The organism is Leptolyngbya sp. 'hensonii' (assembly GCF_001939115.1).
In the GTDB taxonomy this organism is placed as follows: domain Bacteria; phylum Cyanobacteriota; class Cyanobacteriia.
The window spans coordinates 37,719-54,274 of the sequence record NZ_MQTZ01000029.1; the positions used below are offsets into that span (position 1 = coordinate 37,719).

The window sequence follows — 16,556 nt, forward strand, 5'->3', positions numbered from 1 at the left end:
GCTATACCTCCACCTCTACGGTAATCGAGGTGTCGCAGCCGAAGGTATCGACGACTTTGACGCAGGCGGTGTATTTGCCTGGTTGCGGGTAGATGTAGCCCGCATCGCTGATGGTTTTGAGCGATCGATCTTTGCGGGTGCGATAGTCTTGCCAATCGTGGGTGAAGGGTTTGCCTGGTTGCCAGTTGAAATCCACAGCCCAAAAATCGATAAAGTCAAAGCCACTTGCGATCGCTCGTTCTTTGATGGCTTCCAGTTCTTTGGTGGGCACTTCGGCGAGGGAGGGGAGGAACTGGGTGATTTTGATGTCTACTTCCCTCACCCCTAGCCTCTCTCCCTCAAGGAGAGGGGAACCGGACTTTTTCTTCTCCCCTTCTCCCTGGGGAGAAGGGGTTAGGGGATGAGGGCTTTCCCGATACACCGCCTCCGCCGCCAGCACTGCCACCTCCAAAAATGGCGGCGGTGCTTTGCGATTCTTCTCCATAATTTCGCGGGGAATCTGCACCAGCTTCAGCTTCATCCCCAACTCCTGCACCAGGGCATTCACCAGCAGATGCAAATCCATCTCAAACTCCCAGGCGAGGCAATAGCACTCGCGCCCACCCGCCTGCGCCGTCGCCTGCGCCACCTGTTTGGCTTCTTCGCGGGTAAACATCGAGTCAATGCCATCCACATGGCATACTGGATTTATACGATTAACGTCATCCCAAATATTTTGTAGAGGGATACCAGAAATCTCATCAAGATAACGCTTGTACTGAGGAACATTTCCGGGCTTATTCTGAATAATTCTTCCTTCAGCAATAAGCTGCTCCATTCGCTTCTGGCTATATCTCCAGTATCGCCAAACTCCCATTACTTCATAGTAAGGATTACCCTTAGATGCACCACCAGGTGCTGTTAAATCAGCCAGCCAGTAGCGTCTTCCATCCTCATCTCTATATCTGTAATACTTGTCAATATACTCCTGACTATAAGGAACGTATTGAGTATTGAAAGTAAAGTTTTCTGTTTTGGAATAGTAAAGAAGAATATCTGTAATTTCTCCATAGGCTTCCCTACCTTGTTTAGCATTGTTATGAGATGTAGATCTTTTCCATATAATTTCAGATCTGAAATTCAAAGATCCAAAAACTTCATCTAATAAAGCTTTTGCATAGTGGGACATTCCCAAATCAAGATGTATGTAGATACTTCCTTTTTCACTCAATAACTCACGTATAAGAGTGAAACGCTCAAATAGCATGTGCAAGTAGGAATCTGTTCCTTTTCCCCATATATCTCTGTAGGCAACCATTTCTAGAGTTGATTGATCCTTAACTAAAGAATCATCTTCTCCAAATGGCACACTCATTGAAAAATCCGCACCCACATCAAACGGCGGGTCAATATAAATCAGATCCACCTTGCCCTTAAATTCCTGCAACAGCGACGCCATCACCAGCTTGTTGTCGCCCCAGATCAGCCGATTTCTAAAGTCATCCTGCTTGGGATTTTGCAGTTCAAAAAGCTCCAACTGCCCCGTCGCTGCCGCTGCCCGTCTGGGTTCATCAATGCTCTCAATCCGCTGCATCGGCATGGCACACCCAGCAATATCCACCTCCCGCCGATTGCCATACTCGTCATACTTGCCCTCCCACACCAGTTCCGTTCGTAGCGTCGATAGCGGGTGCGGGTTGTGGGGACCGTAGGTGGGCGGTTGGGTCATAAAAGGCAATGAGGTCAAACATCTGCCCTCAATTATAGTCACTGCCCAAAGAACCACCAAATCAGGCTTGTTGCCGGATGACATGAGCGATCGTGGGGTGGGGTGTGAGGGGCGATTGTCCTAGCGGACACGCCAAAGGCGAACATAGGGATTCTTCACTTTGGATCAGGTACTCAAGGTGCTGCCCCAACCCATGACTAAAGCGAGATAACGACCAAGATAAGCGGCGGTTAGTAACTTTTGCATCCTCACCGAGATTCCTCAACCGTCCGCTTCATCGAGAGACTGTGTAAAAACTTGGGTCAAGGATAAGGGAAAAAGCTAGGATCAAGAATATGGGCGCAAGAGGAGAAAAGAATCATGCCCCATCTTCAAGGGATAGACCGGAATCAAACGCTGCAATTTCCACCTCGACTCGACGAGTATATTAGCGTCGAGAACCCCGTGCGGTTTTTGGATGTGTTTGTAGATCAATTAGACCTGCAAGCGATAGGATTTAGCCGGGGACAGATGTTGCTTACGATGTGCGAATTGCAGTCGATGGGAAGTACAAGTTAATTGCGGTAGCAGAAGTTACCAACCAAGTCACTGACCAAGCTCAACTGTCGCCGATGGCGACTCAAGCCAAAGCAACGCTGGAGGTGGAAGCTCTCACTGTTGTTGCAGACCGAGGCTACTACGATGGTGAGGAAGTCAAAACTTTGGTACTCTCAAGCGCGGTATGAATCAGGGCTACTTTTTGCTCAAAGGACTGGAGAAGGTTAGGGGTGAGTTCAGTTTGAGTGCTCTGGCTTACAATCTCAAGCGGGTCTTCAATATTGTGGGGGTAGAAAAGTTGATTTTAGCCATTACAATGGAAGTAATTGCATAACAACAAAGAAGGAAATTGCTGACGATAGATTCAGGTGCCCCTTGTGAGAGCGCTTCAGAATCTATCGATTAGATGGAACGGGGGGACTGAGTCAATTTACAGTTCCTTGTGAGCGAAGCGTCCTGAGTTTTTACACAGTCTCACGTAGTGTTAGGCTGCTGTCGCTACAAACGCTGAAGTAACTCATCGTACTCTGCGTGTGCGCCAATCCAAAACCAGTAAATGTGATCATCTTCTAACAAACCAAGAACTCGGTAGTCTAAACTCACACGCGCCGAATAGATTGGTTGACGCTGGCTAACCCGTTTGAACTGAAGACTATTGTGGTAAGGATCTGAACACCAAAGTTCATAGGCTTTAGCAGCTTGCTCTTGAACTGATGCAGGAAGAGCATTAAGCTTTTTGCGAAACGCCTTTGTCACACTTGATTTCATAACTCAGACTGAGTAGGAAAAACTTCAGCTAGAGGTGTAGTATCACCAGCAGCTATTTCCTGTCGAACCATCTCAGCCATTCGATCCCATTGCTCATCTGTTGTAGAGTCAAACTGGGCTTTCCATCTTTGCTCATCCTCCATCTCAGCAAGTAAACGAGCAGCAATCGCATCTTGCTCATCAGCAGGCAGAGTTTTGAGTTGGGCAATTGCTCGTTCAAGTAATTCGGTCATTGCTGCTGACTCCATTAAAGCGGCCTAAGTACGGGACAAAAGCTTGCAAAAACTGAATAGGAAAGGGTTTCATGAGAATTACCACATTCTTTAACCATGAAACCCTTATGAATCAGGTTACTCTACTTCGAGAAGCTTTGCGACCCCACTTGGCATGGCATGGAGCAAGACTGAGCTTTCTTGCCACTTTTCTGATTGCGCTGTTGCAGGTGAAGACGATTAACTTTGCACAACTCGCTACTGCCTTTGGGGGCAAGGCTCACATCGACTCCCACTACAAGCGCATTCAGCGATTTTTCCGTCTCTATGAATTGGACTTTACGGAGATGGCTCAAACGGTGGTGAATTTGATGGCCATCCCAGAACCTTGGGTGCTCTCCCTCGACCGGACGGAGTGGCAATTTGGTGGGTGTGTCTTTAACGTCTTAATGTTGGGAGTTGTCCACGAAGGAGTGGCCTTTCCAGTCGCCTGGTCGCTGCTCGATAAACGAGGCAATTCGGATAGCACTGAACGAATGACTCTGGTCAACGAATTCCTGGAGCGCTTTGGGGAGCRTCAGATTGCGTGTTTGACCGCAGACCGAGAGTTTGTGRGTCAAGACTGGTTGGGCTATCTGCTGAGAGACCCCCTCACTCCGTTTCGCATCCGCATTCGGGAAAATCACAACCTCAGACAGGGAAATCGCATCCTCAAAGTCAGTGTTGTCTTTCAGGACTTGAAGCCAGGGGAGCACCGAGTGTTACGCGATAAACGCCAACTTTGGGGCCAGTGGGTTTATATTGTTGCTTTGCGACTCGAAGACCAGTCCTTGCTCGTCGTTGCGACTCAAAAAGCGCCTCAATCTGCTATTACAGATTACGCCAAGCGGTGGTCGATTGAAACCTTGTTTGGCATTTTCAAGACTCGTGGCTTATCTCCGCAATATCATGCTCAATTTGGAGCAGAAAATGCCTCAATTTCTCGATGTCCTACAATTTTTGTCCTGTACTTAGGTGAACATTAGTGAGCCAATGATACAGAAGCAATTCACATTTGCAACGAGGGGAATCACAAAACCCAGAATTGCAGAAAACCAACGATGAGAGTCCATTTTACCCTTGGTTAATGCTGCACCATGATTCATAGTGAACATTAGTGAGCCAATGATTATTACTTTCCAAAGCAGTGTATGGGCTGACCTTGAATGTGCATTAATCTCCGTTGGCGAGAGAGCTTTAGACTTTGAGTGCTGTAACGTAGTGGTCATAAGCCTGCTCCAAAAAATGAATTGATTTGGATAAACGAGTTGATTGAGTTCCTATGCAAAAGCAGAGGAATGGGTTGACGATGATTGACTTTGGCGGATCAAAGATGATTGCTCTAGAAGCATCAGGTGCTCCTGTGCTAAAGCAAAGCATAGGAGTGTCAAATATCGGAGCAGCTTACTCTGCCAAACCGCAAGAGCGGCACATCGGCATATCTTTCATCTCGTATTCGATCACATTACCCACAGCATCCAGTTCAATTTGGCAGCAGGTTTGCAGCAATGCTCTGAGCTTTTCTCGCCCGCGCTGCACTCGTGATTTTATCCCAGACACTGACATACCTAATTTTTGAGCGATCGCGCGTTGAGTCAGACCATCTAACTCCGCAAGTTGTACAGCTTCTCGATAGGGTGCTGGGAGATGTTGGAGCAACGGACGCAAACACCCTGCCATCTCTTGATTAAAAACCACTGGCTCGCCTTCCATCGCTAAAGTCTCTAGGACATTTTCGGACGTAAATTCAGGTTGGCGACCTGCTTTGCGATAATAGTCAATGATGGCATTACGAGTGATCTGAAAAACCCAGCTTTGCAGGCGATCAGTATCCCGCATCGTCGCTAAGTGCTGATGGATGCGGATCAGTACCTCTTGCAAAATATCATCAGCATCCGCAGGATGCTTCACCCGTTGCTGGATGAAGCCCCGTAATCGTCGATGAAACTCTTGCCAAATCGGTTTCAAATCACTCGTTGGGGTTGCCATCTTTGGTTCTCCGCTCCTATCGATTGCTTCTATGAACAGCCACAGCCAGTGGAGGCTGTTGGTGTTGTGCCACAAGATGAGGTCTTTTTCGCCTTATCCTGAAAGAACTGTTGCAGGTTTTGAGGCACCGCGATCGGGCTAGAAACAACCGGAACCGGAGCTTCGTTCTGATAAGTTTCGCGGAGAATTGCATCCACAATCAGTCCGACAGGCGCTTCAGTGTAGCTGTTGCCCTGATAGAGCCAGGTACGACACGCCGTTCCTGCCTGGGAACCAGAAATCTCCGAACAGTCACCACAGCGACTCTCGGTTGTTTCTAAAATGATATCTCGACCATTGACCCGAATGGTTGGAGAACTAACAAATTGAAGCTGTTTGGCTTGTGCTTCTGACTCCACCAGAATTTTCTGAAATTGAATAACAGTACCCGTGCTGACGAGAACTTGCTGGACGGTGGCGATCGCTTGCTCAAGATTAGAGAGCGAACCAGTACACCGAGAACAAGTGGAGAGATCAAGTGCCAATAATTCGATATTGAGTGTGCGAGAGGATGAGTTCAATGTCATTGTAGGGTTCATCACAGTCCTCCTGTGTTGATGTTCACCCAGATAGACGACGGAGTTTCAGAAAGGACGCAAAGTGGGCAGACATTTTTATGGAGGGGCGAAGGAATATCTGAGGGAGCCTAACACCAAAGCTAAGCGGCGCGCCGGCAACGTGCCTGCGGAGCAGAACGACGCTGATCGGCGCGTCCGCTTGAGCGCCGGGTTGGGCAGCCGCTCGCCACGACCGATGTGCCTCTAGTCTGCATTGGTTGCCCGATACACGATCCATTCCTTGAGGAAGCGTCCGATAAACTCCCTTTGACGATCCAAACCCCACTCCGGTACTCCAGTCCCCTTGGCGTGGCGTCCACCGTCAGTCGGAGCCAGGTTGTTTGCGGACTTTCTCAATCGCGTGATGTCGTTGTCGCTCACGCCGAGCGCCTTGACTATCGCGTTACGACCACCGAGGTCGTCCTCCGCGTACTCGTAGATCATGTAGAAATCGGCTGCATTTCGATCTCTCCGCCCGTTCAGCCACAGCGCATTCGCCAGTTGAATGGAGCGCGCTATAGCGAGCTTTGCCAAGGCGGCGTACGTTTCGACTTCAGATCCGAAAGTGGTGTAGGCGATTGCTGACTCAACCATGATGACACAGTAGAGTCGCTGTGTATCTGCCCTGATTGGGGTGGATCTACAGCAAAGCTCCGCGTATTTTTATATTTCTATACTAGGGAAATAATTTCAAGTTATTGCTGAGCTTGAGCACCCTGGGACTCAAAGACTCAACGGCACGGACCAGGAAGGCTCGATCGTACCCCTTACAGCACTCATGGGACCATACGCTGCTCGCTGAACAATGCCGATCGACTTCAACATCGATCGCATGGCTTGCTGCAACGGCACGACTGCATCGGGTGCAGGCAAATGGAGATGCGATCGCACGGGTCTCCACCGTCGATCGAGAGACAACGGTTCGCCCTGCATTCAACCTGTCAGGCCCTACATTCGAATGGGGAGATATTGCATTCGAATGCGCTCTATGGACCACGCTTCAAGCATAAGGAACATTTCAATGTGCAGCCCCTGCATTCGAACTGTCAGGTGCTGCATTTGAATGCGTTCTATAGACCATGCTTCAAGCATAGAAAACATTCGAATGTGCGGCTGATGCTGCCCATCTGAGACGGTTTGGCGATCTCTCGGAACCCCAACCTTATTTCGACGTTTAGTTTTGACTATGTTTGGCAGCCCCATGAAGGCGAAGGTTATAAGCCACTGATGATATCGCCTGAACTTAGTCGTTATCATCGGCATCTTTCAACGGATCAGGGATGGCGCTTTTTGACAAATTTCATCTCTCCCCTGAAATCCCCATCAGATTCAATCCCAACAGGGATCCAGCCAAGATGCAGATAGAAACCATAGGCTCTCAAACGAGGATCGTTGCCCGTGACTAACCAAATCTCTTCAATGCCCTTTGACCATAACCAGTTTTCAGCGACCTGCATTAAGGCACGCCCAGCGCCCTGACCTTCAAAATTAGGCAGGATGAATATGCCAAATATTGTTTTTTCTGTAGCATTCGCAATTGAAAACCCCATCGCTCGATCGCCAATCTCAGCCACCCATGCACAACAATCTGTTTCCAGCATTTTGGCAACTGATGCTGGAGTAATGCCAAGTTCAGCAATCTCTTCGCGGGATTGAAAGTTTTCGACGACGCTGGTTCTAATGTCAAACAGGGTCTCGATATCCTCCCGTTGAGCAGTTCTGATCTTGATGTCAGCCTTACTGGAAGAAGGGCTCAGGCTGATGACTAATGGCAGCATAATCGTGAAGACCGTGCCTGAGTTTACCTGACTGGTTAATTGGATTACTCCCTGATAAGCATCTACACAGCGTTTCACAATAGCAAGCCCTAAGCCTGTGCCCTCAAAACTCCGGACATTGCTAGCGCGATAAAATGGCTCAAACAATCGAGCTTGTTCCTTTTCTGGAATGCCAATCCCCTGGTCCTGAATCCGAAAAATGACCTGTTCTGCTTCAGCCAACAATTGAAATACAACTGTCGTACCAGCTAACGAGTACTTGACAGCATTGGAGAGCAGATTGATTAAAATTTGTCGAAGTACTTTTTCATCAACATTGGCAACGCCTTGTGTAATTGCGCTTTTGAATTGAATCACGCACTTAGATTGCGTTGCCAGACAAATCTCTTCAACCAGAGTGTGACAAAATTGCACCAATTCTAGGGGTTCTTTTTTTAGAGCAATTTTCCCAGTTTCGATTTCACTAATGGTTACAATATCATTTAACAGATGATCCATCTGCTTAATAGCTAAGCGGATGCGATCGAGATACTGCTCCTTTTTTGCTTCGGGAATAGCACTACTTTTCTGCTGTAATAGTTGCGCCGACAGTGAAATATTAGTCAGTGGTAATCGTAGATCATGTGATGCCATAGCAGTGACATAACGTCTGAACTGGTTTAACTCTTGTTCTTTAATTAGTGTTTCTCTGAGCTGAGCTTCGACCAGTTGTCGTTCTAAAATTTCTGTCTGAAGTTGTTGATTGATCTCACTGAGTTCGCTGGTTCGCTGTTCCACTGTCTGATGTAAAAGTTCTAACAATTCATACATCTCTAGTGGGTCAAATACCCGCAGCAAGCTTCCTTGGGTCACAATACCCTTCAGTTCTCCCTGCTCTCCTGTCACCACTAATCGTCTCACTCGATGCTGCTGCATCAACTGTTGAGCTTTTAGCAAGGGGTCTGAGGGGTGAAGTTGAAATAGGGGAGTACTCATTACCACTTCTGCTGGCAGTTCGGATAAATCAAGTTCTAATGCCTGATATTGCACGATGTCTCGCTCAGTAATCACACCGACGGCATAAAGCAATTGAGAATCTGATCGGTCACTCCATTGAGTCAGGACGATCGAACTAACCCGATGCTGAATCATCTGTTGGGTCAAGGCTAAAACGGTTGTTGAAGCGGGGGCAGAAATGACCTCATAGGTCATGACATCTCTCACCTGTTTCCACTTCAGCATATTCAGCGGTTGCAGGGCTCTACGAATACTTCCAGAGCTGATTAAGCCTAAAATTTTCCCTTGCTCGTCTAAAACCGGAAGGTGTCGAATTTTATGTTCTCGAAAGATTGACAGGGCAGTCAGTAAACTTTGAGCAGGAGCTTTAGTCAGCGTGACAACAGGTTGGCTCATGACTTCCTCAATCTTGAGATCGCGCCACTGCATTTGTAAAGCAGTTAACTTGACAAGATCATGCTCAGTAAAAATGCCAATCAGTCGAGATCGCTCTACTACCAACACAGCACTACTACTCTGCAATAGCTTAGGATCAAAGGATGTACTGGATGAAGCTATTGGTAAAGCACACTGCTGATGGGCAACCTGACTCATCAGCGTAATCACCTGGACGAGGGGAGTGCCAGGGGCAACCAGGGCTGGCTGAGGATCAATTGTTGCTTCTAGTAAAGGTAAATAGGCAGATAAACTTTCAAGTTGCATGGTGCGAAGGGAGATAAGGAAACGGGTGGCTTTTCACTTTAGGCATTTTCACTTTAGGCATTATTTAATAGGATGCCCTAACTTTCCGATAAGAGGATTTCTGAAAGTGCGTCAAACAGGATGAGGGTTCTCAGGAGTTTGTCACCTTATTGAATTCTCAGTCCTAAGGATCGTGGATTTAATAACTCCGAGATTTTCAGCCCTCACCCCCAACCCCCAACCCCTCCCCCTCTCCCGCCGGGAGAGGGGGCAGGGGGGTGAGGGCAATCAGGAGTTTGTCACCTTATTGAATTCTCAGTCTTAAGCATGGCGTTGATAATCCTGCAACCAATCCCGGCTGCGTTGCAGAAGATCTTCCAGATTCAGGTTCCAGAGAATAACCGATCGATCGGTGCTGGCGGAAGCCAGTTCCTGGCCATCGGGACTGAAGGCCACGCTCCAGACTCCGGCTGTATGCCCCGTGAAGGTCTGTAATTCTGTTCCATCCAGTCCCCAGAGACGTACCGTGCGATCAGCACTGGCGGAAGCCAGCACCTGTCCGTCTGGGCTGAAGGCCACAGCCCAGACGGAACCAGCATGGCCCTGCAGGGTCCGCAACGGCGTTCCATCCGCCTGCCAGAGATGGATGGTGCGATCGTCTCCGGCGGCTGCAATCATCTGGCTATCAGGGCTGAAACAAACCCCCCAGACAATACTGCTGTGGCCCTGCAAAGTCTGGAGTTCCTCTCCCTCTGAACTCCACAGCTTCACCGTGCGATCGTCACTGGCGGAGGCAATCAACCGGCCATCGGAACTAAAATCCACATCCCAGACAGACCCCTGGTGGCCTTCTAGAGTCCGCAGCAAAAGCCCCTCCAGAGTCCAGAGTTTGACCGTGCCATCGGCACTCGCAGAGGCCAGCAACTGCCCATCCGGACTGAAACTGACCCCCCGGACAGACCCCTGATGGCCCTGGAGAGTCCGTACCTCCTGGCCCTCCAGGGTCCAGAGCCTCACTGTACTATCGGCACTGGCGGAGGCAATCAACCGGCCATCGGGGCTGAAGCGGCCCATCCAGACTCCAGCCCTATGCCCCAGCAGGGTGCGGAGTTCCTGGCCTGCGACAGACCAGAGTTTCAGCGTGCCATCTGCACTGGTGGTGGCGATCGTCCGCCCATCGGGACTGTAGGAAACCCCCCAGACCAGATTGCTATGGCCCAGCAATCGGGATAGGGAGAGCCCAAACAAAGACCACAGTTTGATCACACTATCGGCCCCAGATGAAGCCAGGGTTTGCCCATCCGGACTCAGGCTCACCGCCCAGACTGCTGCATGATGGCGTCGAAACGTCTGCAACTCCGTACCGAATTGTTCTGGTGGAGTACTGCGGGAGAGATTCCAGAGTTTCAGGGTGCGATCGCTCCCCGCCGACACCAGCATATGGCCATCATGACTGAACTCCAGATCCCAGACAGGTCCCTGGTGCCCTTCCAAAGCATAGAATTCTCGCCCATTTAGAGTCCAGAGCCAGACCAGGCCATCTTCCCCGGCAGAGGCAATCAACCGGCCATCCGGACTGAAGCGAACTCGGCTAACTGCATTTTCGTGCCCTTTCCAAGAATGCACGATTGTTCCATCGACTTGCCAGAGATTGATCAGGCCATCGGCAGCACCAGAAACAATCAACTGGCCATCAGGACTGAACGCTGCACTACTCACTGGACCGTTGTGCCCCTTCAAAGCCCGCCCATCTCCCCCAGCCAATGGCCACAACCGCACTACCCCATCCGCCCCTGCCGATACCCACTGCAACCCATCGGGACTGAAGCTGATGCTGTTGACGGCTTCCCCTAGGCGCTGCAGCACCCGATTTGTTCCCGATTCCAGATGCCAGAGTCGGATGGTACCATCCTCACCCGCAGAGACCAGTCCAGTGCCATCCGGAGTGAACCTGAGGTCATTGACCGAGCTATCGTGACCTTCCAGCACCCGGATAGCTCTCCCATTGGCCTTCCAGAGACGGATTGTGCCATCGTTTCCGGCGGAGGCCAACCCTTTCCCCTGGGGATGGTAGCGTAAGGCCCAAACCGTGCCGCTGTGGCCAGAGAGCCGATTGCGCTCTCGCAGGGCGTACAGCACTTGGTGCAACCGAGCGATCGTTTGCATCCGTTTGGACGGTGGAACGTCTGTCTGCAGCAGACGCTCGCAGGCTTTCACACTGGCAACCAATGCCCCTAGCTGATCGTAAGAGAGCAACAGAGCCTGGGAAGAGACACTCAGGGCATCAATTTCAGCTATTTCTGCCCGATACCGTTCCTGTTGTTCCTGCTCCAGAACAGTGCCCAACTGTTGCAGAGCCTGTCGCAACTCTTCTTGGGTGAGACTGCGTAGCTGACGCTCAACCTCCAGTTCTGAAACTAATCGGCTCATCTCTGGTGTTTGTTGCTGTCGAATGAAGTCTATCAGGTAGTCATGCATGAGCTGGTAGCGATCGACCGGCACTTCCGGGATCTGAAACACCAGCCCAGAACCCACTAGCACTTCCAGGACCAGATCCAGCTTTTCCAGGTCTGCCGACAACCCCAGGGTTTCCAGATCGCTGATCAGCTCATGACGGGTTTTCAGCGGGCGATTATTGCTATCTTCCGTGAGTAGATACAGCACGATGCGGGCCAGGGGCTCATTTTCCGGACCACAGTCCTGAACCACCGTCTCCAGGGAACGAGCCACCAGATGCTCCTTCGGGCCACGCTGATGATAGGCAGCCAGGGTCGTGATCTTCTCGGCTTGCAACTGGGCTCCCACAATCTGGAGCTCGATCGGGCGCACATCCCCGGTGTTGGCCGCCAGATCCCGCACCAGCTCGTCAATCAGGCTCAATTCCAGATAAAACTGGGATCGTTCTGTCAGACTATAGATCACCGATCTGGCCTCTGCTGGGGAAAAGTTGCCCAGATAATACCGAATATTCTTATCCAGAATATTGTGATTGAGGATATCCAGACCCTGCAGACGATCGGCAGAGTCTGGTTCCAGTCGCTCCAGTTCCAGCAGCCGATGAAGGGCATCTTCCCGAATCGGCAAAATCACCTTGACAAAGGGAATATTCAAACAGGCCAGCAAAAACTGGTAAAAGGGTCGCCGTTCTGTCAAACCAGGGTAGGTCGTAAAAAATTCCTCAAACTGATCAAAAATCAGCACCGTCAGCAGATTGAGATCCCCATTCTCCCGCAATTGTTCTAACAGATCAGGCGTCAGATCAGGAGCCAGGGGCAACCGCAGCCCTCGAAGGATTTCCAGTTCTGTGGTTAGAGCCCAGCCCAGGGTCCGCACCCAGTCGGTGTAGACCTTCAGCACGATCGGTAGGGCATCCCGTTCGCCCAGGCCCCGTTGCCGCAGCAACGGGAGTAGCCCTGCCATCAGGATTGAACTCTTGCCCACCCCAGATTGCCCATGGAGCACGATCAGTTTGCAATCGGCTCGGTTGAGACGGGCCATCAGACGTTCCAGATCCTGCTGCCGACCGGAGGCCGCAATCTCCTGAGCTACGATCGTGGGCTGATCTTTGGGCAACCCCGGATTCAGCAGCGGGCGCTTGGGCTCCAGATGGGCTGCGCCTGCGAAAGCCCGCAGATTGTACTGAAACTCTATCAGAGCCTGTTCCTGCTTCAACTGAAAGGCATCCCGGTAACGGCCCTGCCCAAAGTAGAGCGATCGTAACCCCTCCAAAATCCGCAGGTAAAGTCGTGGATCATACTCTGGGGAACTACGTGCCCGTGCCTGGGCCAGATGCCAGATTGCCTCAGCTACCTGTCCCATCTGCTCCTGAGCCTGAGCCAGTAGCAGCAAATACCAGCTCTGGTGGTGGCGATCAGCCCAGTCCAGAGTCTGTTCCTGACTTGCTCCCGCCGCCCGAGTCTGCGTCAGAGTCTGCAGGGCTGCCTCCGCCAGGGCCTTAACCTGGGGCCAGTCCGATCGGGCCAGGGCTACTTCTGCGAGCAACCCCAGATCATAGGCCCGGCGCACCCCATCGGGATACTGCTCATGGAGCAACTGGGCTTTGTGAGCCACCACTGCTAATTCATCCCAGGCTTGCAACCGGGCCAACACCTCCCCCAAACCGTTGATAAACTTTGCGGCCAGGTCTGGGCGCTGCCCCTGCTCAAAGACCGCCAGACTCTGACGAAAGTAATCCCCAGCTTTTTGATAGAACTCCGTTGCCCTGACCCGATCCAGGATCGCCTGCTGCCGCCACCACAGCCCCAGATAGAAGAGAACACAACCCTGTTTACTCCTATCCCCACGGTGCTGCCAGTAGGTCAGACTGGCCTCGTACCGGCGTTGGGCCTCCAGTCGATCGCCCCGGATCTCAGCATCGCGCCCCAGCAGGAACTGCAATCCGGCTTCCACCTCTGGTTCTGGGAGATGCTCCCGATGCTGCAGATCCCGCTGGGCCAGTTCCAGCTCCGATCGCCAGCGTCCCCCCAGGGCCTGATCCAGGGCACCATCCTCCAGAAACAAACCAGCTCCGGTCTCTAACAGCATGGTGAACACTGAGTCAATTCGCTGGCGCAGAAATGGGACCAGTTCTCCTGTGCTGATATCAAACTTAATTGGTGTGGCTGCCCAGTTCTTAAAATCTGGGGCCAGACGGGTCAATTTTTGCAGCACCAGATCATTGACCCAGAGCACCAGAGACAACGGGAGTTGTTTGCGAAATTCTTCTCGCACCTGGTTGGTCGAGGTCAGGAGTGCCTCAATATCAATTACAGCTTCTAGGCCCAGAACAACCAGGGCGGCAGGCAATGGTTGGGTCAACCCTGTCTGAATGGTAGTGTAGAGGGTGCGAGCTGTTTCTGGGATGGTCAACTCCTGAAAGGGCAGAGAACATTCTGCCCGCAAGCGAGCCAGGACTCGCTCCCGCACCACTGCATAATTGCAACGGACCAGAATCAGCACAAAGTCCCGTTCTACAGCCTCTCCAACCACAGGATTTCCCCCTGCGATGGCTCGCATCAGGGTGTGTAAGGCTCGATCGTTATACGCTTCTACGTCTGTCGATCGCTGCCAATTCACCATGGGCTAAACCTTTGAGAACATCATAATTATGCTCCATCTAAGCCTCCGAGATACTCCCGCCAATGTCAGTCCTGAGAAGCAGGAAACTCTGGCCGCGAGGCTGGAAGCTCCCGCTACACCGTTTTGCGGTTAGCGGTGAGAGTGGGTCAATCAAGATCGACAAATTCTTGAAAACCCAAAGCAACTCAATGGAGAGAATGTTATACCAGGTTTTGTATTTGACCTCTCCTTTTTGTGGGGTTGAGACGTGAGTTGTTACAGCCAGCTCATTGGGTCGGCGGAGGGTTTTCCCCTTCATCTGAACAGGTGTTAACGGCTGATCAGTAACAAGGCCATGATTGGGAGCATTGCTGCGATCGAACAGCAGATTACCGAATCCAACCCTGCAACATGGCCTTGTAGAGAGCCTGGTAACGGGTGCGAGCGTTCAATTTGGCCAGCACATTGTTCAAATGAAACTTGACAGTGCTTTCGCTGATGATCAATTCGCGGGCCACGTCCCGATCTCGCCATCCCTGGGCCAGCAAGGTGAGAATTTCGCATTCCCGTTCTGATAGGCTAGGCGCATCTGTTGCCGCAGGGGTCGCCTCACTCCAGGTCTGTCCTTCGATCGCGGCAGTGACCGCCTGCCGTAAACAATCGGGGGTGATCGACAGATTCAGCCTACCCAGGCTATGTTTGGGCATGGCTTGGGCATCGTGGGAAAACCACAGCACCCGATCGCTGCCTGCGGCTTGATTCAGGTCGTCTGTCAGTAGCGGAATTGTAGGGTCCGACACTGTGCAAACCTTCAGTCCGGCCAGATAGGCCAGACGGGTCAAACTCAGTTGTAAGAAAGGCAGAGTCAGGTAAATTCGGACAGGGGGACCAACAGTGCAGACCGGATAGGGCACACGTACCACCATCTGCACCCGCTGCTGCTGGGCATCGGAGAAGGTCTGCAGCATACCCCCCAGCAGGGCAGCAGCAAAATTCACCTCTCCAAAGGTTGAGATGGTCCAGTCCCAGAGGTTCTGCAGGACAGTTGGGGGTGGGATGACCAGGGCTTCCAGGGAAATTTCGGTTGTGGTATAGCTGAGCCGACAAGAGGCACAACCTACCCCTCGCAGCACTTCTGCCGTATGCAAAAACAAAATGCTGAGGGCCGGAGAGAGCGATCGTTCGGTACCCACTAGGCTCAGTCGGGCAGCAGGCAGGAGTTGGGCTAACTGTTCTGACAGGGGATCCGCGATCGTTGCTGGTCCTTGCAGTAGGGCACTCTGCTGCTGGCGATGGCTATGGTCCAGGGTCAGGGCCAGGGTAGTGCAAAGTCCCTGCAACACCTCCAGAAATTCTGCGGACAGGGGATGGTGACTGAAAACGGCCAGAACCCCCACCACCCGATCGCCGATCGCCAGAGGATACCCGGCAAATCCCGTGATCCGGTGGGCGATCGCCCAATCCCGATCCCTCACCCACGCTTCATCCGGTAGATGGTTGCTCAAGAAGGGAATGCGATTCTGGGCAATCTTGCCAACCTTGAAGGCTCCCACTGGCACCTTGGCAAAAAAGCCATCGGTACGGGTATACATGCCAGAGGAAGCCACCAGCCGCAACATCGGCTCTCCCGGCTCCATCAACCAGATGCGGGCGAAGGCGAGATGAAATTTCTCTATCAGGCCATCGGTCGTGCATTTGGCGATCGCCTCTGCCTCCCGATGCTGGCCGAGACTTTGCACGATCGCATTGACTTGCTGTAAGTCGAACAGCAAGCGGGTTGAATCCACAAAACTAGCGATCGTTTCCGACACCGAATGTTTATCAATGACAATATCTTCATTGACAGGCCAGGGCAAAGTTTTCTCTGTATTCCCGGTTACAGACTCTCTAAGGTTCCCTGAATTGTAGTATGCGAACCTGGGCTTGAGGTAGCTGACGATACTGGGATGCTCTGGCCTCGATCTCCTGAAGCTGTCCTAAAGCCAGACCACAGGGGCGACCATATTTGGCCTTTACCCGATCACTGGCAATGGTGAGAGCTTCCCGCGATCGGGCGAGAAAATCCTCCAGATCATAGCTTTGGTCTGGGGTGAAGTACTCCTTCACCACCAGAGAGGGGGAATAGCAGAGATCCTGGGACCCATCAGGCCATTCAATTTGAAACCGAATTTCCGGCATCATTCAACCTCCCGAC

At 51.5% G+C, this 16,556-nt stretch carries 14 protein-coding genes and 1 pseudogene; 3 read left to right on the forward strand and 12 right to left on the reverse strand.

The window, feature by feature from the left end; translation table 11 throughout:
* Nucleotide 1: 1 nt before the first annotated feature.
* On the reverse strand, nucleotides 2–1,792 hold the full coding sequence (locus tag BST81_RS10355; RefSeq protein WP_253188205.1) for a DNA methyltransferase: 1,791 nt from the start codon (nucleotides 1,790–1,792) through the stop codon (nucleotides 2–4).
* Between the two features lie 276 nt (nucleotides 1,793–2,068).
* Here BST81_RS10355 and BST81_RS27445 point away from each other — a divergent pair, with 276 nt between their 5' ends.
* Nucleotides 2,069–2,266, forward strand: coding sequence for a hypothetical protein (locus BST81_RS27445; protein ID WP_143780298.1), 198 nt, complete (start codon nucleotides 2,069–2,071; stop codon nucleotides 2,264–2,266).
* A gap of 151 nt (nucleotides 2,267–2,417) precedes the next feature.
* A pseudogene (locus BST81_RS28020) lies at nucleotides 2,418–2,579 on the forward strand (IS1182 family transposase); the annotation flags it as partial.
* A gap of 164 nt (nucleotides 2,580–2,743) precedes the next feature.
* Here the strand turns inward: BST81_RS28020 and BST81_RS10365 are convergent.
* Nucleotides 2,744–3,013: a hypothetical protein gene (locus BST81_RS10365; RefSeq protein WP_075598463.1), complete on the reverse strand. Its 270-nt coding sequence runs from the start codon at nucleotides 3,011–3,013 to the stop codon at nucleotides 2,744–2,746.
* Entirely contained in the window at nucleotides 3,010–3,246 is a 237-nt protein-coding gene (locus tag BST81_RS10370) for a hypothetical protein (protein WP_075598464.1), read from the reverse strand. The genes BST81_RS10365 and BST81_RS10370 overlap by 4 nt, the downstream gene beginning before the upstream one ends.
* A gap of 107 nt (nucleotides 3,247–3,353) precedes the next feature.
* On the opposite strand from BST81_RS10370, the gene BST81_RS10375 reads away from it, so the two are divergent.
* Nucleotides 3,354–4,250 carry an IS4 family transposase gene (locus BST81_RS10375; protein WP_083636779.1) on the forward strand — a complete coding sequence of 299 codons (897 nt, stop codon included), beginning with the start codon at nucleotides 3,354–3,356 and terminating at the stop codon, nucleotides 4,248–4,250.
* Here the strand turns inward: BST81_RS10375 and nrtS are convergent.
* The 9 genes from nrtS to BST81_RS10445 all read right to left on the reverse strand — a co-directional run bounded on the left by nrtS (nucleotide 4,236) and on the right by BST81_RS10445 (nucleotide 16,543).
* Complete coding sequence (nrtS, locus tag BST81_RS29240) at nucleotides 4,236–4,493, reverse strand: nitrate/nitrite transporter NrtS (RefSeq protein WP_171974723.1); 258 nt, start codon at nucleotides 4,491–4,493, stop codon at nucleotides 4,236–4,238. The two genes, BST81_RS10375 and nrtS, sit on opposite strands and share 15 nt — an antisense overlap.
* A gap of 175 nt (nucleotides 4,494–4,668) precedes the next feature.
* Nucleotides 4,669–5,253, reverse strand: a complete 585-nt coding sequence (gene sigZ / locus BST81_RS10380) for an RNA polymerase sigma factor SigZ (RefSeq protein WP_075598465.1) — start codon at nucleotides 5,251–5,253, stop codon at nucleotides 4,669–4,671.
* 29 nt (nucleotides 5,254–5,282) lie between these two features.
* On the reverse strand, nucleotides 5,283–5,831 hold the full coding sequence (locus BST81_RS10385; protein ID WP_083636780.1) for a DUF2703 domain-containing protein: 549 nt from the start codon (nucleotides 5,829–5,831) through the stop codon (nucleotides 5,283–5,285).
* Between the two features lie 222 nt (nucleotides 5,832–6,053).
* Entirely contained in the window at nucleotides 6,054–6,443 is a 390-nt protein-coding gene (locus tag BST81_RS10390; RefSeq protein ID WP_075598467.1) for a hypothetical protein, read from the reverse strand.
* Nucleotides 6,444–6,572: 129 nt separating this feature from the next.
* Complete coding sequence (locus BST81_RS27450) at nucleotides 6,573–6,782, reverse strand: hypothetical protein (RefSeq protein WP_143780300.1); 210 nt, start codon at nucleotides 6,780–6,782, stop codon at nucleotides 6,573–6,575.
* A gap of 341 nt (nucleotides 6,783–7,123) precedes the next feature.
* Nucleotides 7,124–9,325 carry a GNAT family N-acetyltransferase gene (locus BST81_RS27005; RefSeq protein WP_083636781.1) on the reverse strand — a complete coding sequence of 734 codons (2,202 nt, stop codon included), beginning with the start codon at nucleotides 9,323–9,325 and terminating at the stop codon, nucleotides 7,124–7,126.
* Nucleotides 9,326–9,625: 300 nt separating this feature from the next.
* Nucleotides 9,626–14,383: a hypothetical protein gene (locus BST81_RS10430; protein ID WP_075598469.1), complete on the reverse strand. Its 4,758-nt coding sequence runs from the start codon at nucleotides 14,381–14,383 to the stop codon at nucleotides 9,626–9,628.
* 368 nt (nucleotides 14,384–14,751) lie between these two features.
* A complete protein-coding gene (locus BST81_RS10440) occupies nucleotides 14,752–16,218 on the reverse strand; it encodes a LuxR C-terminal-related transcriptional regulator (protein WP_083636782.1) in 1,467 nt (488 codons plus the stop codon).
* A 31-nt stretch (nucleotides 16,219–16,249) separates the two neighbouring features.
* On the reverse strand, nucleotides 16,250–16,543 hold the full coding sequence (locus tag BST81_RS10445) for an MSMEG_0570 family nitrogen starvation response protein (RefSeq protein ID WP_290439435.1): 294 nt from the start codon (nucleotides 16,541–16,543) through the stop codon (nucleotides 16,250–16,252).
* Between the last annotated feature and the right edge of the window lie 13 nt (nucleotides 16,544–16,556).